Origin of the sequence: Spirillospora sp. CA-108201 (genome assembly GCF_050936235.1) — a bacterium.
Taxonomy (GTDB): domain Bacteria; phylum Actinomycetota; class Actinomycetes; order Streptosporangiales; family Streptosporangiaceae; genus Spirillospora.
Genome location: NZ_JBNJNE010000001.1, coordinates 7,321,413 through 7,345,512, shown reverse-complemented (window position 1 = coordinate 7,345,512; position 24,100 = coordinate 7,321,413). Strand labels below are relative to the sequence as shown.

Here is a 24,100-nt window from a genome sequence, read left to right as displayed (position 1 = left end):
CCGGTGCGGGGTGGCCGACCACTGCAGGGTCGGCGCGGACGACACCCTGCGCGTCCGCTGGCCGCGTCCTGCGGCTGAGGGCGAGCGGATCGTCCTGCGCCACGGGGCGTCCGGGGAGGTCCGCGCGGGGCCGCTCGCGGACGACCGGCGCTCCGCCGCGCTCGCGGTGGGCGGGCTCGCGCCGGGTGCGTGGGACGTTCTCCTCGGCGCGGACCGCCCGCTGCTGACCGACGACCCCGGGTTCTCCCTCGACGGGCTGCGCGAGTACGCCGGGCGGGCGCGGGAGCGGGCCGTCCGCGTCGTGCGGCTGCCGGACGGGCGGGCCACGCTCGACGTCCGCGTCGTCTCCCCGCACGCGGAGGTCGAGGAGGTGCACCCGCTCGACGGCGAGATCAGGGTCACCGGATGGCTCGCCTACTCCGGCCCGCGTCCGGGCGAGGCCGCCCGCCTGGTCGCGGTCGCCCGCGACGGCGGCGGCAGGGAGACCTGGAACGCCCGGTTCGGCGGGACGGTGTTCGACGCCCGCCTGGACGTCCGCTCCTTCACCCGGTGGGACCCCTCCCTGTGGGACCTCTGGCTGGACGCGGGCGACGTCCGCGCCCGCCTCGCCGCCCTCCTCGACGACGCGCCGGGCAAGCGCGGCACGCTCTCCTACCCCCGGCAGGTCGCCGAGTCCGGCGGGCGGCGGATGAGCGTGCGGCCCTACTACACGCTGAAGGACGGGCTGGCGGTCGCCTGCCACCTCCTCCCCCGGGACGGCGACTCATGAGGATCACGTTCCTGCTGCTGGAGGCCTGCACCATCGACGGCACCGTGCGCAGCACATTCACGCTCGCCGGCGAGCTGTCCCGCCGCCACGACGTCGAGATCGTCAGCGTGCGCCGCACGGCCGACCGGCCGGTGTTCCCGCTCCCGGACCGGGTCCGCCTGCGCTTCCTGGCCGACGTCCGGCCGGGCGCGAAGGTCCCGTGGCCGAACACCGAGCGCGCCGGGCGGCTCATGGCCGAGCCGACGCGGATCGTCCACCCCGAGGAGCGCAGCTTCTCCAAGTACTCCGCCTGGACCGACGAGCGGCTCACCCGCTTCCTGCGCAGGCCGCGCACGGACGTGCTGGTCACCACCCGCGCCGGGCTCAACCTGATGGCGGCGCGGCTGGCGCCGGCCCGGGTCGTCGTGGTCGGGCAGGAGCACCTCCAGCTCGGCATCAACGACACCGGGATCCTCGCCGAGATCGAGGAGTGGTACCCGCGGCTGGACGCCCTCACCTGCCTGACGGCCGCCGACGCCGCGGACTACGGTCGCCTGCTGCCCGACGGCTCGTGCCCCGTCCACACGATCGGCAACGGGCTGCCCCCGGGGGTGCATCCGCGGTCGCGGCAGGAGAACAGGGTCGTCGTCGCCGCGGGGCGGATCGTCTGGATCAAGGGGTTCGACCTCCTCGTCGACGCGTTCGCGAAGGTCGTGGAGAAGCATCCGCAGTGGCGGCTGCGGGTGTACGGCGAGGGTCCGCGCCGCGCGGAGATGCGCCGCCGCGCCACCCGCCTCGGCCTCTACGACCACGTGCGGATGCTGGAGCCGGCCCACGACATGGAGGGCGAGCTGGCCAAGGCGTCCGTCCTCGCCCTGCCCTCGCGCGCCGAGCCGTTCGGCATGACGATCATCGAGGCGTTCGCGTGCGGGCTGCCGGTGGTCGCCTTCGACTGCCCGCACGGGCCCCGCGAGATCATCACCGACGGGGCGGACGGGCTGCTCGTCCCGCCCGAGGACTCCGGCGCGCTCGCCGAGACGCTGATCCGGCTGATCGACGACGAGGAGCTGAGGCGGGCGATGTCGGCGAACGCCCTCGCGTCGGCCGAGCGGTTCGCCGTGTCCGCGGTCGCCGCGCGCTGGGAGCGGATGCTCGGCGAGCTGCTCGCCGGCCCCCGCCGCGACACCGGGCGGCGCTAGGCTGCGTTTCAAAGCCCCGGCCGCATTCGCTCGCCTAGCGGCTCGCTACGTGACCGGGCCTGGGGCGAACGCGGCATCGCTTCGCGATCTGCCCGGTTCCGCTCGCCTCCGGCCTCGCTCCACCGGCCAGCCCACGCGTTCGCGCGCGGGGCCGAAGCCACTTCGAGACAGGCGCTAGGAGGGCGGGCCCTGGGCGGGACTCCTCCCGGGGCGCGGGCACGCGCGGCGGGCGGAGCGGCGGGAACAGCGCCAGGCCGAGCGCGACGCAGGCGAACGGGACGGCGGGCATGACGTAGCGGTAGTCGAAGTCGGCGGTCGCGGCCGGGATCACCAGCAGCGCCAGGCTCGTCCCCCACGGGAGCAGCGCGCCCTGCGCCCAGTGCCGGACCGGCCGGCCGGGGCGCCACCGCCCGCCGGGCCGCGCGTGGGCCGCCGCTCCGGCGAGCCCGCCGAGCATCAGGACGCCGAGGATCGTGCCGGGCATGACCACGTGGTCCTGGTAGGCGAGGACCACGCCCGCCCACGGCCGGACGACGCGGGTCTCGCCGTCCCCGCCGTACTGCGCGGCGAGACGGGCCTGCCGGTCGCTCCACGCCTCGCCCTCGGGGAACTCGTACTGGAGCCACGTCCACGGCGTCGGGTACGGCTGCCGGCGCCAGGCGAACGCCCGCAGCGTGTCGCGGACGACGATCTCCGTGTAGGCGACGGGCTGCGTCCTGATCGCCGCCCAGGCGAACTCGCCCGCGAGCCGGTTGCCCTGCTCGCCGTAGACCCATCCCGGGATGCGGCGGAACGGGGAGTCGGGCGTCCACATCACCGAGAACGACCTGGAGATCCGGGGGTCGCTCCGCTTCGGGCACATGACCGCCAGCTCGGGCCGGGGCCTGATCACCCGGCAGTCGGCGAACGCGGCGGTGCGCCCGTACAGGAACACCTGGTCGGCCTCGGCGAGCCTGTACCGGCCGTGCTCCGCGTGGAACCAGACCAGGTAGCCCGCGACGGGCAGGGCGAACGCGGCCGCCGCCGACGCGCAGGCCCGCCAGCCCGCCCTCCTGACGAGCATCGCGGCCAGGACCAGGGCGACCAGGGGCAGCCCCGCCGTGCGGGTGAGCGCCGCGCACGCCGTGGACGCCCCGGCGAGGGCGCCGAGCCACCAGGCCGGCCGGCGCCGCCACAGCACGGCCGCCACCGCCGCGAGCAGCAGGAACGCGAACAGCGAGTCCGACATGAGCATGTGCTCCAAGGCGACCTGGTGCGCGGGGACCAGCACCGGGACGGTCAGCGCCGCCGCGGCCGCGCCGGGCAGCCACACCCGCCACCGCTTCCCGTCCGCGACCGGCCAGGCCGCCCGTCCCGCGCGCCAGACCAGGACGTACACCAGGACACCGGTGAGCACCCCGATGGCGTGCTGCACGGACACCATCAGGACGAAACTGTGGAAGGGCTTGAGCATCCACAGCAAGATCGGATACCCACTGGGACGCATCTCGTCCGGCCGGAGCCCGATCGCGGCCTTCAGGTACCCGGGCGAATCGCCGAACCACAGCGGCGCCGGATAGGCCAGGACGGCGACGGCCCGGATCCAGACCGCGACCGCGAGCACTCCGAGAAACGGCAGATGGGGCAGGCAGGGGAGGACGGAACGCGCGCGCACCCCGCCTCATGTACCCACGGCGCTGATCGTCATGTGACCGGACGATCACGATCCGGGAGATCCCCGGTGTCCGGAACCGGACAGCCGATACGATCAGACCGCTCCGCGACTGAAAGGAACCCCATGGCGAACTTCACGCTCGACGACGTTCGGCAACGGACGTACAAGGCGCGTGACGCCTGGTGGACCGTGCTGCTGGTCGACCCGCTCGCCGCACGGCTGGTCAAGTTCACGGCCAACCGGACGCGCGTGACGCCGAACCAGCTCACCGTCGGCGCGCTGATCCTCGGCCTCGCCGCCGGCGCCTGCTTCGCCGTCGCGTCCTGGCCGTGGCTGCTCGCCGGCGCGCTGCTGTACCACCTGTCGTTCACGCTCGACTGCATGGACGGCAAGATCGCCCGGTTGAAGGGCACGGGCTCGGTGTTCGGCGCCTGGCTCGACTACATCTTCGACCGCGTCCGCGTCCTGGCCTGCGCGATCGCCCTGATGGCCGGCCAGTACGCCGCCACCGGCAACGTCGCCTACGTCTGGACGGCGCTCGCGGTCGTCTTCCTCGACATGCTGCGCTACATGGACGCGCTGGAGATCTACAAGGTCCGCTCGCAGATGCGCACGACCCTGACCGCGGCCCGCGAGGAGGCCCGGACGCTCGAACTCGCGGCCCGCCGCGCCAACGGCGACCTGGTGGAGACCGACGAGGACCTGCGCTCGGCCGAGGCGCTCACCGAGGACCCCGAGGCCGACGCGGAGAACCGCGTCGTCGGCGACGACCCCAACGCCGCGGCCCTCCAGGCGGGCTTCAACCAGCGCTTCCCCTGGTACGCCCGGATCCGCAACGTGCTCATGGCGGGCCGGATCCGCCCCCACCTGATCAGCGGCATCGAGTTCCAGATGGGCGTCTTCATCGTCGCGCCGATCGCCGCCGCGATCGTGCCGGGCGCCATCATCCCCGTGGTGGTCGTCAGCGGCGTCGGCCTGCTGGCCTTCGAGCTGATCATCATCTACAAGTTCTGGCTCTCCAGCCGCGACTACAGCCGCAGCCTCGCCAAGCTCAACGCCAAGATCGAGTCCCACCGGGCCGACCTGCCCGCCGAGCCCGTCCAGGCCGGCGCCGCCGTCGGCAGCTCCGGCTGACCCGTCCACGAAGAAAGGTCCCCGCGGCGGCGCCGCGGGGACCTTTCTTCGTGGACGGGCCTCCTGCGGGCCGTCGTTCAGCCGGCGAGGAGGTCCGTCCACTGGCGGCAGACCTCGTCCAGGCCGTAGGCGGCCTTCACCTGGGCGCGGCCGAGCTCGGCGTCGTCCTGCCAGTGGCCCAGGGAGACCGTGGTGGCGATGGACGCGGCCATCGCCGAGGTGTCGTCGTGGATCCAGCGGCGGTCGTAGATGGTGTCGGCGCCGGGCCAGGGCAGCAGGGCCGGGACCGCCCCGGAGGCCATGCCCTCGGCGGGGGCGAGGTGGAAGCTCTCGTCGTCGCTGGTGGACAGGACCCAGCCGATGCGGCGCAGCCAGGAGGCCACGTCGCGGCCGTAGGAGTCGAACACGACGCCGCCGGAGAGGAGGCGGGAGCGCCGGATGCGGCGGAAGACCTCCTCGTAGTGGGCCCGCTCGTCGTCCTTCTGCCAGATCCACCAGTACTCCCAGGGGAGCTTGGACTTGACGAAGAGGGTGAACCGCGGGTCGTCGCGGCGGAGCTCCTCGACCACGTCGAGGGCCAGGTCCAGGCGCTTGCGGGACGGCGCGATGCCGATCATCCCGAGGTGGTGCTCGGCGCCGGGGAGCTTGGCGCGGTCGAGCTGCGCGTCGTCCACCCAGTTCGGCACCGTGACGACCTTCTCGGCGGGCCAGCCGGTGATCTCGCGGGTCAGCGCGCCGTAGTGCGGGCTGACGCAGACGACCCGGTCGACGGCGCCGATGTCGAGCTGCCTCGGCCAGCCCGCGTACAGCTCGAAGCGGTGCAGGCGCACGACGAGGCGCTGGTCCGGGCGCTTGTGCCGCGCGAACCACAGGGCGTTCGGGCCGCACCACTCGCAGACGATGACGTCCGCCCAGTCGACCAGGGCCTGGCTGCGCTCCTCGTCGTGGGCCTTCAGCGCGGCCCAGTGGTCGACCTGGACCTCCAGGTCGGGGCGGGAGCGCAGGTAGTCCAGCAGCCGGGAGAAGAACTTCAGGTCGTGGCCCGCCACGCCCACGCGCAGCCGGCGCCCCTTCACGGCGAGCACCGCCTCCAGCGGTTCCGGGAACGCCTGCGCCAGGTGGTCGCGGAGGCGGGCGGCGGCCGCGTCGAGGGTGTACTCGGCGGCGGCCGCGCGGCAGCGGTCCGCGGCGAGCGTGAAGACCTCCGGGTTCTTGCCGATGAGGGTCAGGGCGTCGAGCACGTCGTCCTCGGTGGCGGCGAACAGCGGGTAGTCGGTCCCGAGGAGCCGCTCGTGCATCGGGGTGCGGTTGAGGACGACCGGGACGCCGAGCGTCCCGCACTCCAGCACCTTCGTCGACAGTTCGAGGCTGGCGTCCATGGAGGCGTCGCGCCAGGACAGGCCCACGTCGCCGGCGGCGGTCAGCCGCATCGCCTCGGCCCGCGGGTGGCCGCCGTGCCAGACCACCCCTTCGCCCGTCTCCAGCGCGGTCCTCATCCGGGACGCGAAGTCGGGGTCGGACGGGTCGTCGTGGATCTTGTCCCCGACCATGTGCAGTTCGGCGTCCACGCCCCGCATGGCCAGCAGGCGCGGGAGGGACGTCATCTCGTAGGTGTTCCAGCGCGGCGCGAACTTGCCGGTGTAGACGAGGCGGAGCGGGCCGTCGCCGAGGCCGGGACGGCGCGTCTCCAGGCCGTCCGGGAGCACGACCACCGGCGGGAACAGCACGCTCTTGCCGGCCGTCGCCGGGACGGCGCTCTCCAGGAACCCGCGCAGCTCCTCGGTCTGGCAGAGCAGGACGCGGGAGGCGTCCGCGATCCGCCGCAGGTCGCCCTTGGCGGAGGCGGTGAACTCCGCGGCCGACTGCGGGACGTCGGTGAGGTACGTCCAGAGCCGCCCGGCCATCGGGCCGGCGGCGAGCTTGCCCGCGAGGATCCGGCCGCGCACGACGACGAGGTCGTACGGGTTCTCCGCGTCGACGCGGGCGAGCACCTGCGCCGCGTGCCGGGCGACCATGCCGCCGGGGCCCTCGTACAGGCCCTCGGCGTGCGGGCTGCGGACGGTGACGCCGGGCAGTGCGCGCAGCGGGTCGACGAGCCGGCCGGTCCGGACCGGCGCCTTGAGGACCAGGGTCACCTCGCAGCCGGCGCGGACCAGGGCCTGCACCATGCCCTGGGCCCAGATGGCCGAGCCGTCGATGATGTTGAGGTCGACATCGCCGTAGACGAGGGCACGTGGTCGCACGGTGGTTCCTTTCAACGGGCCGGACTCCTCGTGGCGGCACGGTCTGCCGCGCCGTCCGGCGACGTCGCCGGGTCGAGGAGCCGGGCGAGCCCGGCGGGCGCGGTGGCGGTCGCGTCCCAGTGCAGGGACGCCAGGGTGGCGGGCGGCGCCTCGCCCCACAGGACGAGCGGGAGCGAGCGCGCCGCGGCGATGCGGCGGATCTCGTGCAGGGCCAGGTCGCGGTCGTACATGCCGGGGACGCCGAGGTAGGCCCACGGACCGCCGGGCTCGCCGGCCGCCGCGTCCACCACGAGGGCGTCCACGTCGGCGGATTCGAGGGCGATCGCGGCGTCGTGCGGGTACAGCGCGACGACCTTGGCGTGCTCGGCGAGGGCGGCCGCCGTGCCGGGCGCGAGCACGCCCGCGATGATCGGGACGTCGGACGGGCCCGCGACGAGCAGGCGGTCCTCCGGCCGCTCCACGCGGTCCGGCTGGACCCCGCCGCCGGCGTTGCGCGCCGCCGCCGACACCGGCGCGCTGCGCTTGCGCCAGAGCCGGTACAGCTCCCTCGGCAGCCGCTTGCCCCGCTTGGGGTTGCGCGCCGCGCCGGCGACCAGCCGCCCGAACTGGAGGGCCGTCGAGGCCTCCAGGGCCGCGAGCCGCTTCTCCATCTCGTCCAGGCGCGCCTCGCGCTCGCGCAGCGTGGACTTCAGCCGCCCGAGCTGCTGGTAGGCCTTGGCGTTCTTCTCCTCGTCACTCACCCAGGAACTCCATGATCACTTCGGCGATGCGGGGCCCGGCGTGGCCGTCCCACAGCGGCGGCCTGCGCTCGCCCGGCCCGCCCGCGGACGCCGGTCCCCCTTCCAGGCACTTGCGGACCCCCGGCACCAGCTCCTCGAACGTGACGAGCCGGTTCGTGCCGTGGGTGATCGTGATCGGCCGCTCGGTGTTGGGGCGGACGGTCAGGCACGGCACCCCGAGGATCGTCGTCTCCTCCTGCAGCCCCCCCGAGTCCGTGACGACCACCGCCGCGCCCCGCACGGCGGCGACGAAGTCGATGTACCCCAGCGGCTCCAGAATGTGCACGCCGTCGTGCTCGTCCAGCCCGGCGGCCAGCAGGTTCGCCCGCCCGCGCGGGTGGACGGGGATGACGAGGTCGGCGAGGTCGGCGACGCCGTGCAGGCGCCGGACGAGGGCCGCGGCCGTCTCCGGCGCGTCGACGTTCGCGGGCCGGTGCATCGTCGCGAGGACGTAGCGCTCCGGGAGCCCGTGCGCCGCCCGCACCGCGGCCGTGTCGAACTGGTCCAGGTTGGCCAGCAGCGTGTCGATCATCGGATTGCCGACCAGGTGCGCCCGGTCCACCGCGACGCCCTCGGCGGCCAGGTGGCCGATCCCCTCCGGGCTCGTGACCAGGCACAGCGCGGAGAGCTGGTCGGTGAGCCTGCGGTTGACCTCCTCCGGCATCGTCATGTCGAAGCTGCGCAGCCCGGCCTCCACATGGGCGACCGGGATGTGCAGCTTGGCCGCGACGAGGGCGGCGGCGATCGTCGAGTTCACGTCGCCGTACACGATGACGAGCGCGGGTGAACGGCCCGTGAACTCCTTCTCCAGCCCGATCATGAGCGCGGCGGTCTGCTCGGCGTGCCCGCCCGAGCCGACGCCGAGGTTGACGTCGGGCTCGGGAAGCCCGAGCTGGTCGAAGAAGATCTCCGACATCCGGGCGTCGTAGTGCTGGCCGGTGTGGATCACCGCCTGCTCGGCGCCCGCCGCGGCGAGGGCCGAGATCACCGGCGCCGCCTTGACGAAATTGGGCCTTGCCCCGAGGACGTGCACGATGGGTGCCAACACAATTTCCCTTCTGTTCATCGGGGTTGCCTACCGTCCGGCCCTGTGGCCGACGAACCCGTGAAGAAAACCGTCTACCTGGCCGGACTCGCCTGGCGGCAGCTCCGCGACGACCCCGGACGGGCGTCCAGGCTCGCCGTGCGGCTCGCCGCCCGGACCCCGCTCGGCGCCCGGCTGCGGCGCTCCCGCCTCGTCGTGCCGAAGCCGCGGGACGTGGGCCGCGAGACGCGGGATCTGCGGCTCCTGCTCGCCGAGCCCGCGTCGCCGCGCGCCCCCCGGGCCGTGCGGGGCACGACCGTCCTGCAGTTCGTGACCAACGCCCTGCCGCGCACGAACGCGGGCTACACCGTCCGGACGCACCGGATCGCCCTCGCCCAGCGCGAGATGGGCCTGGACCCGCACATCGTGACCCGGCTCGGATATCCGCTCAGCCAGGGCGTCGGCGACGCGCGGGCGCGCGTCGAGGTGGACGGCGTCCCCTACCACCGGCTGCTGCCCTGGGCTCCGCCGACCGACCCGCGCGAGACCGTCGCGAAGAGCGCCGACCTCGCCGGACGGCTGGTGGAGGAGCTGCGGCCGTCCGTCCTGCACGCGGTCAGCAACCACCTCAACGCGGCCGTCGCGCTGGAGCTCGGACGCCGCCACGGCGTCCCGGTCGTCTACGAGGTGCGCGGCTTCCTGGAGGACTCCTGGCTGTCGCGCGACCCCGCGCACCGCGAGGACGACGAGTTCTACCGGTTGACCCGCGAGCTGGAGACCCGCCGGATGGCCGAGGCGGACGCGGTCGTCACGCTCGGCGAGGCGATGCGCGCGGAGATCGCCTCCCGCGGCGTTCCCGAGGAGAAGATCTTCACGGTGCCGAACGGGGTGGACGAGGCGTTCCTGGCGCCGCTCCCGGACGGCCTCGGCATGCGCGAACGGCTCGGGATCGACCGCGGCGCCGCCGTCGCCGGCCTCACGTCCTCGTTCTACGGCTACGAGGGCATCGACACGCTCATCGACGCCGCCGCCCTGCTGCGCGACCGCGGCGCGCCGGTCGTCCTGCTGCTGGTCGGGGACGGCCCGGAGCGCGGCGCGCTCGAACGGCGCGCGGCCGAACGCGGCGTCCACGCCGTGTTCACCGGCCGGGTGCCGATGGAGTCCGTTCGCCAGTACCACGCCGTCCTCGATGTCTTCGCGGTTCCGCGCCGGGCGGACCGGGTGTGCCAGTTGGTGACGCCTCTGAAACCGATCGAGGCCATGGCGGGGGGAATCCCCGTTATAGCCAGTGATGTCAAGGCTCTTCGCGAAATCGTGGAACCCGGCGTGACCGGGGCGTTAACAGTTCCGGAAGACCCGGAAGCCTGGGCGAATTGTCTGGAAGACCTGGCTTACAGTCCCGAAAGGAGACAGAAAATCGGGCGGTCGGCCCGTGAATGGGTCGCGGCGGAACGGACCTGGCGCGCCGTGACGGCCGGATACCGGGCCGCCTACCGCTTCCCGACTCGCCAGAGCACATAGATCGAAGGGGGCCTGCCGCGTGGATCTCGTGGTCATCGGACTCGGCTACGTGGGGCTGCCGCTCGCGCGGGAGGCCTGCGGGGCCGGCCTGCGGGCGGGCGGACTCGACCGGGACGCTCGCGTGGTCGCGGGCCTCAAGGCCGGGATGTCGCACGTCGACGACGTGTCGCCGGAGGAAATCGAGCGGATGCTGCAGGCGGGGTTCGCCCCGAGCCTGCACGAGGACGTCCTCGACGGCGCCCGCACCGTGGTCATCTGCGTCCCGACGCCGCTCTCGCCGGAGGGCGGACCGGACCTGACCGCGGTGCGCGGCGCGGCCGAGACCGTCGCCCGCCACCTGGAGCCCGGGACGCTGGTGGTGCTGGAGTCCACCACCTACCCGGGCACGACCGAGGAGGTCGTGCGGCCGATCCTGGAGACGTCCGGCCTGGTCGCCGGGGAGGACTTCCACCTGGCGTTCTCGCCGGAGCGGATCGACCCCGGCAACCCGGTCTACGGCGTCCGCAACACCCCGAAGATCGTCGGTGGGCTGACCCCGGCCTGCGCGTCGGCGGCCTCGTCGTTCTACGGCAAGTTCGTCGACCAGGTCGTGGAGGCCAAGGGGACGCGCGAGGCCGAGATGGCCAAGCTGCTGGAGAACACCTACCGGCACGTCAACATCGCGCTGGTCAACGAGATGGCGGTGTTCTGCAACGAGCTCGGCATCGACCTGTGGGACGCCATCGACTGCGCGGCCACCAAGCCGTTCGGGTTCCAGGCGTTCCGGCCGGGGCCGGGCGTCGGCGGGCACTGCATCCCGATCGACCCGAACTACCTGTCCTACAAGGTCCGGTCGCTGGGCTACCCGTTCCGGTTCGTGGAGCTGGCCCAGGAGATCAACGACCGGATGCCCCGGTACGTGGCGGAACGCGCCCAGCAGCTGCTCAACCGGGAGGGCCGCGCGCTCAAGGACGCCCGGGTCCTGCTGCTCGGCGTCACCTACAAGGCCGACATCGCCGACCAGCGCGAGTCGCCGGCCCGCCCGGTGGCGCGGCGGCTGGCCCGCCTCGGCGCCGACCTGTCGTTCCACGACCCGTTCGTCACCTCGTGGGAGGTGGACGGCGCGCCGGTGGTCTCCGCCGGGAGCGACCTGGCCGCCGCCCTGGAGGCGTCCGACCTGGCGATCGTGCTCGCCGACCACGCCGCCTACGACGCGGCGACGCTGGCGCGGTACGCGCGGCTGCTGTTCGACACCCGCGGCCGGACGCGCAACGTCCAGCAGGACACCGTCGAGCTTCTCTGACGGGCGGCTCCTTTCGATGGCCGGCTTCTTTGACAGGGCTTTTCCGTCCTGTGGCGCTCGGCTGACCGACGCGACTCCCTTTTCTTCAGGGACGAGTCGCCCGGCAGCGTCCACGCCCCGGACAACGGGAATTCATCGGCAATTCGCATCGGCACCCAAGACTCGCCGGTGATGGACGATTCGGACGTTGCGGAGTGAGTGTGATGCGGGTCTGCGTTTGCACGGTGGTGCACCACCCCGAAGACGCGCGCATTCTGCACCGGCAGATACGCGCCCTGCTCGACGCCGGTCACGAGGTCACCTACATCGCCCCTTTCCGGGCGTGCAACGCGACCCCGTGGCGCCAGATCAGCCCGGTGGACGTCCCGCGGGCCACGGGGCGCCGCCGGATCCGGGCCCTGCGCGCCGCCCACCGCGCGCTCGCCGAGCACGCCCTGTACGCCGACGTGGTCCTCCTGCACGACCCGGAGCTGCTGGTGTCGCTCCCCCGCGAGCTGCTGGCGCGGACGGTCGTCTGGGACGTCCACGAGGACACCGCCGCCGCCCTCTCCGCCAAGGGCTGGGTGCCCGGACCGGCCCGCCCCCTCCTGCGCCCGGCCGTGCGCCGCCTGGAGCGGCGCAGCGAGCGGCGGCACCGGCTGCTGCTCGCCGAGGAGGGCTACCGGTCCCGGTTCCGCGGGGACCACCCGGTCGTGCCCAACACCACCTACGTGCCCGACCTGCCGCCCGGTCCGCCGGACGGCCGCCGCGCCGTCTACGTCGGGCAGCTGTCGCGGGCCCGCGGCGCCCTCGACATGATCGAGATGGCCCGGACGCTGGCCGCCGGGGACGTGCTGGTGGAGCTGATCGGCGCGGCCGACGCCGACGTCCGGGACGCCCTGCGCGCGGCGCAGCGCGAGGGGATCGTGCGCTGGTACGGGTTCGTCCCGAACGACCGGGCGCTGCGCATCGCCGAGGGCGCCATGGCCGGGCTCGCGCTGCTGCACGACGAGCCGAACTACCGGCACTCGATGCCGACGAAGGTCGTCGAGTACATGGCCCGCGGCATCCCGGTGATCACCACACCGAACCCGCCGGCCGTCGACATCGTCGAGCCCGCCGAGTGCGGGCTGGTCGTCCCGTTCCGGGCGCCGGAGGCCGCCGCCAAGGCCGTCCTGCGGCTGCGGGACGACCCGGTCCTGCGGACCGGGTTCGGCAAGCGCGGCTACGAGGCCGCCCGTGAACGATTCCACTGGCCCGTCCACGCCGAACGCTTCGTCGCCCAACTGGAGGCGTGGGCGGGCCGCTCCCCTCTGACCGTCCCGGAGCCCGAGCCCGAACCCGAGGCCGAGCCCGTTCCCGAGTTCTGAGCCGCCGGGCGGCGGGAGCGCGGGCGGGTCAGGAGGGGGCCTGGGACTGGTGGCGCAGGCGGTAGGCGACGGAGCGGGCGAGCCGGGCGGCGGCTCCCGGCGGGCGGTTCGCCTCGACCATCACCACGCACCGGCCGACCCGCAGCGCGATCATCCCGGCGGTCGGGCCGATCTCGTAGGCCTCGTCGCCCCCGATGTCGCGCCGCCGCCGGGCCTGCGCCTGGGACGCCTGCAGCGTCTCCAGCATCCGCGACGCCGCCGCGTCGGTGTCGGCCACCCAGCGGACGCTCACGGTGAGGCCGGTGACGGCCGGCTCCCGGCCGCCGTCCCGCTCCGGGCCGTCCTCCCGCGGCCCCGCCGTGGGATCGGGCGTGGCGGAACCGGGCGCTCGCGACTCGGGCGGGGGCGATCGCCGGGCCCCGGCCCCGGACGGGTCGCGCCCGCCGCCGCGCGGCGCGTACGTGCAGGACACCGGGTGGGGGAGGCGCACCGTCCCGGCCTCCGCGGGGCGCGGTTCGGTGACGTAGCCGGTCATCCGCGCCGCGGCCAGATCGGGCTTCCTGAGCAGGGAGCACGCGTCCGGCCAGTCCTTCTCCGGCACCCCGCCGAGCTCCGGCGGCCCGGCGCCGGCGAGCCCGCCGCGCAGGGCGACCAGCCGCGCCGCGCCGTCCGGGCGCGGCGCGGCCTGCGGGAGCGCCGCGTACAGCAGCCCGCCCGCGGCGGCCAGCCAGGGCCGCACGCCCGGCAGGTCCGGGTCCATCGAGAACGGCGCGGGCGCGGTCGTGACGCCGCCGTCGCCGGGCCGGACGATGTCGACCCCCGCGGGCAGCAGCCGCTCCGACAGCCGGGGCCGCAGCGCGAACACCTGCCCGCCGGCCTGCGCGAGCGCGGTGTAGGCGGGCACGGCGCGGCTCCACGCGACCCGCCCGGACGGCACGTCCACCGCCTCCATGCGGGCCTCCTCCGCCGCGAGGCCGTCGGCGCCCGCCCCGCCGGTCCCCGTCCCGCCGTCGCCCGCCCCCTCGGTGCCGGTTCCGTCCGGGTGGTAGACGACCACGAGCCGGCCCGGGGCCAGCACGCCCGGGCACATCAGGTCGCCGCAGACCCCGTCGCCCTTCCAGACGCCGAACTGGCGGCCGCCGTCGTCGAACGCCCGCAGCGCCGTCCCGTCCGAGACGAGCGTCACCCCGTCCAGCATCGACACCTCGGGCGACTCCCGGGAGCCGAGCCGCCGCTCCCAGCGCACGAGGCCCTTCACCGGGTCGACGGCCAGCAGCCGGCTGCGGTGCGCCTCGTCGCCGGGGCCCGCGCAGCGCAGGCCCAGCGCGGCGAGGTCCTCCCGGCCGTCGGACGGATGCGCCCCGCCCTCGAAAAGGCGGCAGCCGCGCGGCAGCGCCAGCCGCCACACCCGGTTCCCCGTCACGGCCGACACCCCGAACAGCGTCCGGCGCCCCTCGTCGGCGGTGAGCAGCACGCCGGACCCGGCGGGCCAGCGCAGCGTGGTTCGGGAGACCGCGGCGGGGCGCTCGTCCTCGCGCCGCCACAGCAGCCCGCCCGACAGCGCGTCGAACGCGACCAGCATCCGGTCGCCGCGGTCGCCGTCCCGCTCGAAGTAGGCGACGGCGCGCGAGCCCGTGGACGTCCAGCCGAGCAGGGACCACCCGGCGCGGCGGTAGCCCCAGCGGGACCGGCCGGTGCGCGCGTCGCGCGCCTCGATCCCGTGCCCGGACGCCGTCAGGACCTGCCCCCGCGCGACCTGGAAGGCGACGCCGTCGTAGCCCGCGACCGAACCGCGGTGCGTCCGCGTCGCCTGCTCCCAGCTCACCGCGAGCGGGCCCGGCGGCGGGCCCACCTCGCTCTGCGGCGCCACGGGCTCCCCGGTCACGGTGTGGCGGACCTGCCACCACTCGGCGCGCAGCACGTAGGCGTCGACGAGGACGACGCAGAGCGCGACGGCGACCGCCCCGGACAGCAGACCGAGCGCGACGCGGACCCTGCCCACGGACTCCGGTCGGCCGTCAGGCCGCTGCCGGCTCCCGACCACGACCGCGCCGCCTCCCTCCACGTACGGTAATCACCGACGCTTGCTCATAAGGACGACACCCACCATGCCCTGTGCGGGGCTCCCGCGCGACACGGGCGGGAAGAACGGAGCGAACCCGTGGAGGTCTTCACCCGCTGGCACGACTGGGAGACCGCCCGCGCGGACCTGGCCGCGGACGGCGCCCGCGTCGACCTCGACGGCCTGGACCGGGCCGTCGCGGCCGCGCGGCGCTGGCACGGCGACCAGCGACGCCCCACCGGCGCCCCCTACGTCGAGCACCTGCTGGAAGCCCTCGAAGTGCTGGTGCGGGGGGCGGAGGTGACGGCGCCCGCCGTCCTGTCCGCCGCGGTCCTGCACGACGTCGTCGAGGACACGCCCGCCTCCCTCGCCGACGTGGAGGCCGAGTTCGGGCCCGAGGTGACCGAGCTGGTCGACTGGGTCACCAAGCCGCCCGCCGCGGGCGCCGGGCGCCAGGCCAAGCGCGCGGCCAAGGCCGCCTACCTGCGGCGGCTGGGGGAGGCCCCGCGCGAGGCGGTCCTGGTCAAGCTCGCCGACCGCGTCAGCAACGTGCAGACCCTCGACCGGATGCCGCCGGACTTCCAGCGCCGCTACTACGCCGAGACCCTCACCTACATCGTCCCGCTGGCCGAGTCCGAGCCGTGGTTCCGGGCCTGGTACGCGGACTGGCGCCGGCGTTTCGCCCACCTCCAGTGACCCACCGGTCATGAAGGTGGGAGGATGCGGAGCCATGGAGCGCGAGTGGGTCGTCGAGGAGAGCGTGGTCGTCGCCGCGCCGGCGCGGGACGTCTACGCGGCCGTCGCGAATCTGCGGCGGATGGGCGAGTGGAGCCCCGAGGTGTTCGCGACGTGGGTGCGCGGGCGCGCCGTCAGGCCGGGGACGAGGTTCGTCGGTTTCAACCGCATCGGCTGGCGCGTGTGGTTCACCACGTGCCAGGTGAGCGCGGCGGTGCCCGGTGAGGTGTTCGCCTTCCGGGTGTCGAGCTTCGGGGTGCCCGTGGCGCTGTGGGGTTACCGGTTCGAGGACGTCTCGCAGGACCCGTCCGCGCCCCGCACCCGCCTCACCGAGTACTGGGAGGACCAGCGCCGCGACCACCGGGGCGCCGGGTTCGTGTCGCTGCTCGGCAAGGTCTTCACCGGCGTCCCCGCCGAAGGGCGCGCCGAGGTGAACCGCGAGGGGATGCGCGCCACGCTCGACCGGATCCGGACGGGCGCCGAGAAGGGCTGACGCCCCTTCCCCCGGCGCCGGCGCTTGGCAGCAAAACGAGAACCTGTTCTACTTGGCGGCGTGACAACTACCGCGCGGGCGCACGCGATCCAGGGGGAGCGGGTCACGCTCCCGGTACGGATCCGCGACGCCGCCGTCGGCTCGGCGATGTTCGCCGTGCCCGCCGGCGCCGCCCAGGACGTCATCGCCTACTCCGGGCTCACCGTCGCGGAGCCGCTGCCGGGCAGGGCCGTCTGCTCGCTGGCGTTCGTCCGGTACGCCGAGGGCGACCTCGGCCCGTACCACGAGTTCGCCGTCGCGTTCCTCGTGCGCCCGCCCGGCGCGGCGCCGCCGGGCGTGCTCGGGCGGATGCGCGGGATCGGAGCGTTCATCCACTGGCTGCCGGTCAACCAGGAGTTCACCCTGGAGGCCGGACGGTCGATCTGGGGCTTCCCCAAGGAGATCGCCGACATCCCCATGGACCTCGCCGGGCGCGTGAAGCGCTGCGCGGTGCGGCTCGGCGGGCGGACGGCGATCGAGGTGGCGATCCGGCCGGGCGTGCCGATGCCGTCCGGCCCGGCGGCCCCCGACGTCGACGCCTACTCCTGCCTGGACGGCGTGACGCGCCGGACGCCGTGGACGCTCACGCTGTCCGGCGTCCGGACCCGCCCGGGCGGCGCGGCGGTCGTCCTCGGCGACCATCCGGTCGCGGACGAGCTGCGCGGCCTCGGGCTCGACCGGGCGCGGGCCCTCACCACGAGCACCGTCGGGCACCTGCGGATGGTGTTCCAGGGCGCCGAGGAGGTGCGCGCGTGAAGCGGACGGCTCTGGTGACCGGCGCCGCGCACGGGCTCGGCGCCCTGGCGGCGCGCCGGCTGGCCGCCGCCGCGTGGGACGTCGTCGCGGTGGACGTGGACGAGCTCGGCCTCGCCAAGACGGCGCAGCGCTCCCCCAACACGCACGTGCGGGTGTGCGACGTCGCCGACCCGGACGCCGTGGCCGAGGTGCTGGCCGTGACGGGCCCGGTGCACCGCGTCGTCCACGCCGCGTCGGCCGCGCCGTCCGGGCCCGTACTGGCGCAGCCCCTCGGCGAGGTGGAGGACGTCCTGCGGACGAACGTCCTCGGCACCGTCAACGTCGTCCGGGCCACGCTGCCGGGGATGCTGGAGCGACGGGCCGGGGAGCTGTTCCTCTGCCCGGACGCCTCCGGCCCGCCGGCGAGCCCGTCCGCCGCCGCCGTGGCCGCCTACGCCGACGCTCTGCGCGCCGAGCACGGCGGGCGGGGCGTGGCGCTGCGGTGCGTCCACGCCGCCTCCGGGACGCCGCACGGCCAGGTCCTCGACGCGATGGACCGCTCGCTCGCACGGCCGGCCTCGGGCGTCCACGTCCGGGTCCGGCCGCCGCGCCGGCCGCTCCCGGCGGCGCTCGCCCGACGCTGAACGTCGGCGGGACCGCATAAGCTGTCTCTTCGCCTTCGGGATGTCGGGGGACGTCCCCGACATGACACACGCGCGAGGAGCAGCCTGCATGTCGTCCCAGGTCAACGGGCGGCCGACCGGTCCCGTCGGCACGGTGAAGGACCGGGAGATCGCCGTCGAACAGCGCTACGTCGACACCGCCTACGCGCGGCTGGAGGTGATGCGCGCGGACGCCCAGGCCATGATCCGCGAGGGCTACCGCCAGTCGCTCGCCGGCACCAAGGCCTCGCTCGTCGACCGCGACGCGATGGTCCACCAGGCCGCCCTGCGCGTGCAGGCCCTCGACATCGCCGACGACGGCCTGGTGTTCGGCCGGCTCGACCTGGCCTCCCGCGAGGTCCGCTACATCGGCCGCGTCGGCGTCCGCACCAGCGAGCACGACTCCCTCGTCATCGACTGGCGGGCCCCCGCCGCCGAGGACTTCTACCGCGCCACCCCCGAGGACCCGCGCGGCGTCGTGCGCCGCCGCGTCCTGCACTCGCGCGGCCACACCGTCGTCGACCTGGAGGACGACCTGCTCGACCCGGAGGCCTCCGACGGGATGACGGTCGTCGGCGACGGCGCCTTCCTCGCCTCGCTCGCCCGCACCCGCGAGGGCGCCATGCGCGACATCGTCGCGACGATCCAGCGCGAGCAGGACGAGGTGATCCGCGCCCCCGCCGACGGGACGGTCCTGGTGCGCGGCGCCCCCGGCACCGGCAAGACGGCCGTGGCGCTGCACCGCGTCGCCTACCTGCTGTTCCGGCACCGCCGCCGGTTCGGGTCCCGCGGCGTCCTCGTCGTCGGCCCGAACCGCCGCTTCACCGCCTACATCGAGCGGGTGCTGCCGTCGCTCGGCGAGGGCTCGGCGACGCTCCGCTCGCTCGGCGACCTCGTCGACGGCGCCACCGCGACCGTCCACGACGCGCCGCGGCTCGCCCGCGTCAAGGGCGCGGAGACGATGGTGACGGTGCTGCGGCGCGCCGTCGCCGACCACGCCCCCGGCGCCCCGGACGAGCTGCGCGTGGTGTTCAAGGGCGTCGTCGTCACCCTCGACCGCGCCCGCCTCGACCGCATCAGGAACGAGGTCCACCGGCGCAGCCGCGGCAGCGTGAACGCGGCCCGCGGCCGGGCCGCGGAGATGCTCCTGGACGCCCTCTGGCGCCGCTTCGGCGAGATCGGCGGCCCCGAGGCGGCCGAGGCCGAGGAGGGCGCCGAGGCGGGCCTGTGGAACGCGATCCTCGCCGCCGACGGCCTGGGCACCCTCGACGAGGAGCCCGCGCGCGGGAACGGCGCCGGCGACGGCGACCCGAAGCGCGCCCGGTTCGACGCGCGGGTCCGCGAGCAGCGCGCGTTCACCGACTTCCTCGTCGCCTGGTGGCCGATCCGCCACCCGCTCGACCTGCTGCGCTCGCTCGGCGACCCGGCCCGGCTGCGCCGCGCCGCCGGACGCGACGTCGACCGCGCCGACGTCGAGCCGCTCGCCGCGTCCTGGGCCGGCGACGGCGCGCCGCTCAGCTACCAGGACGTCGCGCTGCTCGACGAGATCGACTCCTTGCTCGGCGCCCCGCCCCGGCCGTCCCGCCGCCGCAGGGCCCCGTCCGAGGACGACCCGTTCGTCGTGGACGGCGTCAACATCCTCACCGGCGAGGAGGTCGTGGACGAGACGTGGGAGCCGGAGATGCAGGAGCTCACCACGTCCATCGAGCGGCTTGAGCGCTCCCGGCGGGTGGACGACGGCGTCGTCGAGGAGCGCCCCGAGTACGCGCACCTCGTCGTGGACGAGGCGCAGGACCTCTCCCCCATGCAGTGGCGGATGCTCGGCCGCCGCGGCCGCCAGGCCAGCTGGACGATCGTCGAGGACCCCGCCCAGAGCGCCTGGGAGGACCTGGCCGCCGCCCGGCGGGCGATGGAGGCCGCGCTCGGCGGCGAGCGCCCCGCCTCCCGGGGCCGCCGCCGGGGCCGCAAGGCGCCCGCGCCCCGCGCCCGGCACGAGTACGAGCTGACCACGAACTACCGCAACTCCACCGAGATCGCCGCGGTCTCCGCGCGGGTGCTCGCCCGCGCGCTGCCGGAGGCGAGACCGGCCCGCGCCGTCCGCGCGTCCGGCATCGAGCCGGTCGTCCGGGTCGTCCCCGAACCGGGTCTCGGCTCCGCCGCCCGCGCCGCCGTCGAGGAACTGCTCGGCCAGGTCGAGGGCACCATCGGCCTGATCGTCCCGCTCTCCCTGGAGGAGTCCGGCGGCCAGGCCTCGCTGTTCGACGGGCCGGCCGCCGCCTGGGACGCCGCCGAACGCGACCGGCTCGGCGCGGGGCTGCCCGAGCGCGTCCAGGTGCTCGACGTCCTGGAGGCCAAGGGCCTGGAGTTCGACGCCGCGGTGATCGTGGCGCCCGAGACCGTCGCCGCCCAGTCCCCGCGCGGGCTGCGCGTGCTGTACGTGGCGGTCTCGCGAGCCACGCAGCGCCTGACCGTCCTCACCGCCGACCCCCACTGGAGGGACGCGCTCACCGGCGCCTGACGGGCCCCTCCGCCCGATCCGCGCGGCGTTAGGCTGGCGCTGCCCCATCCGCACGGGTGAACGGAGACCGATGAGCGGCCGCAACCCCGCGCCCCGGCGCAGCTACGCGGGCCGGTCGGCCGAGGAGCGCCGCGCGGAGCGACGCGAGCGCCTCCTGGCCGCGGGGCTCGAACTGTTCGGGACGCGCGGCTACGCGGCGACGTCCATCGAGCGGCTGTGCGCGACGGCGAGCGTGTCGACCCGCAACTTCTACGAGGAGTTCTCCGGGCGCGAGGAGCTGCTCACCGCGCTGCACCGCGGCATCAACGAGCGCGCCGCCGAGGCCGTCTCCGCCGCCTACGCGCGGGCGGCGGGCGCCGGCTTCCCGGCCCGCGTCGAGGCCGCGGTCCGGGCGTTCGTCACCGTGACCGCGAGCGACCCGCGCCGGGCGCGCATCGCGTTCGTCGAGGTGATCGGCGTCAGCGCCGGCCTGGAGCGGCACCGCTTCCGCTGGCGCGGCCGGTGGGAGGACGCGATGCTCGCGCTGGTCCGCGAGGCCGCCGCCCGCGGCGAGGCCGTCGACCGCGACCACCGCCTCACGATGATCGCCGTCATCGGCGCCGTGAACAACCTCGTCCACCACTGGTCGGCCCGCGACCAGAACGTCCCCCTGGACGACATCACCACCGAACTGACCCGCCTGATAGTGGCCGCCGTAACAACCCCCTGAAGACACGGCGATCCCCAGAAGAGCACCCCGAAGGGGCCGAGCCTGTCTCGAGTCACGACCAAGGCCGCAGCAGCCGACACCCATCCTTGCCAGCCGATCCCAGACCAGCCGGCACAAGACTCACAGTCTGTCTCGAAGCGGCCTCGGCCACGCGCGCGAACGCGTGACCTGCCCGGTGGAGCGAAGCCGGAGGCGAGCGGAACCGGGCAGATCGCGAAGCGATGCAGCGTTCGCCCAGGCCTGGTCACGTAGCGAGCCGCCAGGCGAGCGAAGTGGGCCGGGACTTTGAGATACAGCCGCCAGGCGAGCGAAGTGGGCCGGGACTTTTGAAACACAGCCCCTAGATGATCGGGGGGCGGCCCGTGCGGGTCATGCGCCAGGCGGTGCGGTAGGAGATGGGGCGGCGGGGGCCGGCGGGCTTGCGCCAGCCCTCCAGGAAGCCCTTGAACCAGGGCTTCAGGGCACTCGGCTTGCGCTCGCGCAGGACGGTCATGCCGACCCACACGGCGAGGTAGGTGAGCGCCAGCGGCCACGGCAGGTTGCGGCGGGCCAGCCACACGCGGTTGCGGGCGTTGTAGCGGTAGAACATGGCGTGCCGCGTGGGGAGGACGGCGGGGTGGTACATCACCGCCGCGGCGTCGTAGACGATGCGGTAGCCGGCGTTGAGGACCTGCCAGGCGAGGTCGGTCTCCTCGTGGGCGTAGAAGAAGTCCTCCGGGAGGCCGCCGCCGGCGTCGAACGCGGCGCGGCGCATCGCGCAGGCACCGCCGAGGAACGTGGTGACGGCGGAGGAACGCTCCGGGTCGCCCGCGCGCAGCCGGGGGACGTGGCGGCGCTCGCCGCGCCCGCCCTCGGGGTCGCGGACGCGGAACGAGACGACGCCGAGGTCGGGTTCGGCGGAGAACCGGTCGCGCAGGTGCGCGCCCAGGCGGGTCGAGCGGTACCAGCCGTCGTCGTCCAGGAAGAGGACGACGTCGCCGCAGGACGCCTCCACGCCGCGGTTGCGGCCGCCCGGGATGCCGAGGTTCTTGGGGAGGCTGAGGGTCTTGACGCGCTCGTCGTCGAACGGCGCCGAACCCGCCGCCGCGCCGACGGGGTCGGCGCCGTTGCCGACGAGGACGACCTCGACGTCCACGTGCTCCTGCTCCAGGGCGCTGCGGACGGCGCGGGCGAGCTCCTCCGGCCGGTTGCCCATGGTGAGGACGACGACGGACAGTTTCACTTCAGCCTCCGGGAGGCCAGGATGCTGACCAGGTGCAGCAGGGTCTGCAGGACGGCGACGGCGGCGACCGCGACCATCAGGACGCGGACCGCGACGGGGTCGTCCGCGCCGGTGAGCGTGTCGATCACGGCGGCGGCGAGGATCAGCAGCGACAGCTCGACCGCGCCGATGATGCGGTGGAAGCGCAGCATGGACGCCGCCTGCCGGGCCAGCGCGATGCCGGTGGAGCGGGGCCGCAGCGCGCGGTCGCCGCCGGTCGGGTCGGCGGTCAGTCCGGACTTGGCGCGGGCGACGACGACGTTGTCGGTCTCCGCCTTGATCAGCGCGGCGCCGAGGGCGGCGAGCAGGCCGAGCTCGACCCAGCCGCCGTTCTCCCAGCCGCCCTGCGCCATGAAGCCGAGCCCGGCGAGCAGCGAGACCTCGGACAGGTAGTGGCCGATCCGGTCGAGGAACACCCCGGCGACCGACGTCTGCCGCAGGTAGCGGGCGACCTCGCCGTCGACGCAGTCGAGCAGCAGGTAGACCTGGATGAGGAACGCGCCGGCGAGCGCCGTCCACAGCGGGTCGGCGGGCAGCGACACGGCGACGCCGGCGAGGACGCCGCTGAGCATCATCAGGTAGGTCAGCTGGTTGGGGCTGAACCCGAGCCGCAGCGCGATCCACCCGAAGAACGGGGACAGGTCGCGCATGTAGAGGCGGCCCGCCCAGTGCTCCTCGTTGCGCCGGTCCTTCAGACCGGGCGGCTGGCCGTACCGGCGGATGTCGGCGATCCTCGCGCCCTTGCGGTGCGGCCGGTGGTCGTCGCCGGGGGGCTCCGCGGCGCCGGGTGGCTCGGGGGAGCCGGGGGGCTGCGGGGAAGGGTTCTGCCCGGACAGCTCAGCCTCCATGGGCCTGGACATACTCGTGCACCGCCTTGAGCGTCTCGTCCTCGTCGAGGCTGAGGTGTTCCAAGATCGTATAGCGGCCGGGGCGCGTCTGCGGGGCGTACCGCACGGCCTCCGCGAACTGCTCGGGGGACAGCCCGATGTCGGCCGGGAACCGGGGCAGTCCGTGCCGCCCGAGGCAGGTGAGGATCTCTTCGAGCCGCTCGTGCCCCGCGCCGAGCCGGGTGGCGCGCAGGTGGTAGCAGAACGCGGCGCCGATCCCGGCCAGCTCGCCGTGGTTGGCGGTGTCCGGGAAGAGGTGGTCGACGGCGTGCAGGATCTCGTGGTCGCCGCCGGACGCCGGGCGGGAGTCCCCGGCGAACGCCATCGCCATCCCCGACAGCACGAGCCCCTCGGCGAGGACGGTCAGGAACCGGTCCGAGTCGATCGAGCCGGGCTGGTGCAGCAGGGCCTCGGCGGCGGTGCGCGCCACGGTGAGCGCCATCCGGTCGACGCGCTCGCCGCACTCGTCGGCGGCGAGGAGCCAGTCCTCCACGGCGGAGAAGTTGCTCACCACGTCGCCGATGCCGGCGCGGACGAGCCGGTCGGGGGCGGCGCGCACGTAGTCGAGGTCGACGATCATCGCCAGCGGCATCACGACGCCGAACGAGCCCTTGCCCTTGTCGTGGACGAGGGAGGCGACCGGCGAGCAGATCCCGTCGTGCGACAGGTTCGTGGCGACCGACACCATCGGGATGCCCGACAGCGTCGCCGCGTACTTGGTGGCGTCGATCGTGCGGCCGCCGCCGATGCCGACGACCGCCTCGTAGGACCCGGCGCGCAGCCGGGAGCCGAGGTTGACCGCCGCGTCCACGGTGCCGCCCGCGACGTGGAACACCTCGCAGGCCGCCAGGGACGGCCGGACGTGCTCGGCGATCTGGTCGCCCTGGCCGGGGCCGACCGCGATCGCGACGCGCCCCTCGGTGGCGATCCGCTTGTCGGCGAGCAGTTCGCCGAGGGTCGCCACTGCTCCCCGCCGCACGTCGATGGAGAGCGGCGCGTTCAGCATCCGCGTCAGCAGGGGCATGGGCCTCCTCGTGCCGTGCGTGCGGTCGGTTCGTGCCGTGCG

Annotated in this window: 20 protein-coding genes; 12 read left to right on the top strand and 8 right to left on the bottom strand. The window is 74.7% G+C overall.

Annotated features, from left to right (window positions below; all coding sequences use genetic code 11):
- Nucleotides 1-10 precede the first annotated feature (10 nt).
- Both ACQEU6_RS35350 and ACQEU6_RS35345 read left to right on the top strand, forming a co-directional pair.
- On the top strand, nt 11-769 hold the full coding sequence (locus ACQEU6_RS35350) for a hypothetical protein (protein WP_499337807.1): 759 nt from the start codon (nt 11-13) through the stop codon (nt 767-769).
- On the top strand, nt 766-1,947 hold the full coding sequence (locus ACQEU6_RS35345; RefSeq protein WP_499337805.1) for a glycosyltransferase family 4 protein: 1,182 nt from the start codon (nt 766-768) through the stop codon (nt 1,945-1,947). The genes ACQEU6_RS35350 and ACQEU6_RS35345 overlap by 4 nt, the downstream gene beginning before the upstream one ends.
- Before the next feature lie 34 nt (nt 1,948-1,981).
- Here ACQEU6_RS35345 and ACQEU6_RS35340 read toward each other — a convergent pair whose 3' ends face one another.
- Entirely contained in the window at nt 1,982-3,601 is a 1,620-nt protein-coding gene (locus ACQEU6_RS35340) for a hypothetical protein (protein ID WP_499337803.1), read from the bottom strand.
- A 123-nt stretch (nt 3,602-3,724) separates the two neighbouring features.
- Here ACQEU6_RS35340 and ACQEU6_RS35335 point away from each other — a divergent pair, with 123 nt between their 5' ends.
- Entirely contained in the window at nt 3,725-4,735 is a 1,011-nt protein-coding gene (locus ACQEU6_RS35335) for a CDP-alcohol phosphatidyltransferase family protein (protein WP_499337801.1), read from the top strand.
- A gap of 77 nt (nt 4,736-4,812) precedes the next feature.
- Here the strand turns inward: ACQEU6_RS35335 and ACQEU6_RS35330 are convergent, their stop codons facing one another.
- The 3 genes from ACQEU6_RS35330 to wecB form a co-directional block, all read right to left on the bottom strand.
- Nucleotides 4,813-6,903, bottom strand: coding sequence for a glycosyltransferase family protein (locus ACQEU6_RS35330; RefSeq protein WP_499340464.1), 2,091 nt, complete (start codon nt 6,901-6,903; stop codon nt 4,813-4,815).
- An 86-nt stretch (nt 6,904-6,989) separates the two neighbouring features.
- Nucleotides 6,990-7,718 carry a serine/threonine-protein kinase gene (locus ACQEU6_RS35325; protein WP_499337799.1) on the bottom strand — a complete coding sequence of 243 codons (729 nt, stop codon included), beginning with the start codon at nt 7,716-7,718 and terminating at the stop codon, nt 6,990-6,992.
- Nucleotides 7,711-8,823: a non-hydrolyzing UDP-N-acetylglucosamine 2-epimerase gene (gene wecB, locus ACQEU6_RS35320; protein WP_499337797.1), complete on the bottom strand. Its 1,113-nt coding sequence runs from the start codon at nt 8,821-8,823 to the stop codon at nt 7,711-7,713. The genes ACQEU6_RS35325 and wecB overlap by 8 nt, the downstream gene beginning before the upstream one ends.
- Nucleotides 8,824-8,847: 24 nt before the next feature.
- Between wecB and ACQEU6_RS35315 the strand changes: the two genes are divergently transcribed.
- The 3 genes from ACQEU6_RS35315 (at nt 8,848) to ACQEU6_RS35305 (ending at nt 12,933) form a co-directional block, all read left to right on the top strand.
- A complete protein-coding gene (locus ACQEU6_RS35315) occupies nt 8,848-10,302 on the top strand; it encodes a glycosyltransferase family 4 protein (RefSeq protein WP_499337795.1) in 1,455 nt (484 codons plus the stop codon).
- 19 nt (nt 10,303-10,321) lie between these two features.
- Nucleotides 10,322-11,584 carry a nucleotide sugar dehydrogenase gene (locus ACQEU6_RS35310; protein ID WP_499337794.1) on the top strand — a complete coding sequence of 421 codons (1,263 nt, stop codon included), beginning with the start codon at nt 10,322-10,324 and terminating at the stop codon, nt 11,582-11,584.
- Between the two features lie 203 nt (nt 11,585-11,787).
- On the top strand, nt 11,788-12,933 hold the full coding sequence (locus ACQEU6_RS35305) for a glycosyltransferase family 4 protein (protein WP_499337792.1): 1,146 nt from the start codon (nt 11,788-11,790) through the stop codon (nt 12,931-12,933).
- 28 nt (nt 12,934-12,961) lie between these two features.
- Here ACQEU6_RS35305 and ACQEU6_RS35300 read toward each other — a convergent pair whose 3' ends face one another.
- The gene (locus ACQEU6_RS35300) at nt 12,962-14,935 is read right to left on the bottom strand and encodes a PQQ-binding-like beta-propeller repeat protein (protein WP_499337791.1); all 1,974 of its coding nucleotides are present in this window, start codon (nt 14,933-14,935) and stop codon (nt 12,962-12,964) included.
- A gap of 159 nt (nt 14,936-15,094) precedes the next feature.
- On the opposite strand from ACQEU6_RS35300, the gene ACQEU6_RS35295 reads away from it, so the two are divergent.
- The 6 genes from ACQEU6_RS35295 to ACQEU6_RS35270 all read left to right on the top strand — a co-directional run bounded on the left by ACQEU6_RS35295 (nt 15,095) and on the right by ACQEU6_RS35270 (nt 20,886).
- Nucleotides 15,095-15,691: an HD domain-containing protein gene (locus ACQEU6_RS35295; RefSeq protein WP_499337789.1), complete on the top strand. Its 597-nt coding sequence runs from the start codon at nt 15,095-15,097 to the stop codon at nt 15,689-15,691.
- A gap of 34 nt (nt 15,692-15,725) precedes the next feature.
- On the top strand, nt 15,726-16,223 hold the full coding sequence (locus ACQEU6_RS35290; protein WP_499337787.1) for an SRPBCC family protein: 498 nt from the start codon (nt 15,726-15,728) through the stop codon (nt 16,221-16,223).
- A 60-nt stretch (nt 16,224-16,283) separates the two neighbouring features.
- Nucleotides 16,284-17,018: an acetoacetate decarboxylase family protein gene (locus tag ACQEU6_RS35285; RefSeq protein WP_499337785.1), complete on the top strand. Its 735-nt coding sequence runs from the start codon at nt 16,284-16,286 to the stop codon at nt 17,016-17,018.
- Nucleotides 17,015-17,641, top strand: coding sequence for an SDR family NAD(P)-dependent oxidoreductase (locus ACQEU6_RS35280; protein WP_499337784.1), 627 nt, complete (start codon nt 17,015-17,017; stop codon nt 17,639-17,641). Before ACQEU6_RS35285 ends, ACQEU6_RS35280 begins: the two co-directional genes overlap by 4 nt.
- Before the next feature lie 88 nt (nt 17,642-17,729).
- Nucleotides 17,730-20,177, top strand: a complete 2,448-nt coding sequence (locus ACQEU6_RS35275; protein WP_499337783.1) for a HelD family protein — start codon at nt 17,730-17,732, stop codon at nt 20,175-20,177.
- Nucleotides 20,178-20,247: 70 nt separating this feature from the next.
- On the top strand, nt 20,248-20,886 hold the full coding sequence (locus tag ACQEU6_RS35270; RefSeq protein WP_499337782.1) for a TetR/AcrR family transcriptional regulator: 639 nt from the start codon (nt 20,248-20,250) through the stop codon (nt 20,884-20,886).
- A 340-nt stretch (nt 20,887-21,226) separates the two neighbouring features.
- On the opposite strand, the gene ACQEU6_RS35265 is transcribed toward ACQEU6_RS35270, so the two are convergent.
- From ACQEU6_RS35265 to ACQEU6_RS35255, 3 genes are read right to left on the bottom strand one after another with little or no spacing between them, the layout of a single operon-like run.
- On the bottom strand, nt 21,227-22,081 hold the full coding sequence (locus ACQEU6_RS35265; RefSeq protein ID WP_499340462.1) for a glycosyltransferase family 2 protein: 855 nt from the start codon (nt 22,079-22,081) through the stop codon (nt 21,227-21,229).
- Between the two features lie 23 nt (nt 22,082-22,104).
- Nucleotides 22,105-22,995, bottom strand: coding sequence for a CDP-alcohol phosphatidyltransferase family protein (locus ACQEU6_RS35260; protein WP_499337781.1), 891 nt, complete (start codon nt 22,993-22,995; stop codon nt 22,105-22,107).
- Nucleotides 22,985-24,040 carry an iron-containing alcohol dehydrogenase family protein gene (locus ACQEU6_RS35255; RefSeq protein WP_499340460.1) on the bottom strand — a complete coding sequence of 352 codons (1,056 nt, stop codon included), beginning with the start codon at nt 24,038-24,040 and terminating at the stop codon, nt 22,985-22,987. Before ACQEU6_RS35255 ends, ACQEU6_RS35260 begins: the two co-directional genes overlap by 11 nt.
- Between the last annotated feature and the right edge of the window lie 60 nt (nt 24,041-24,100).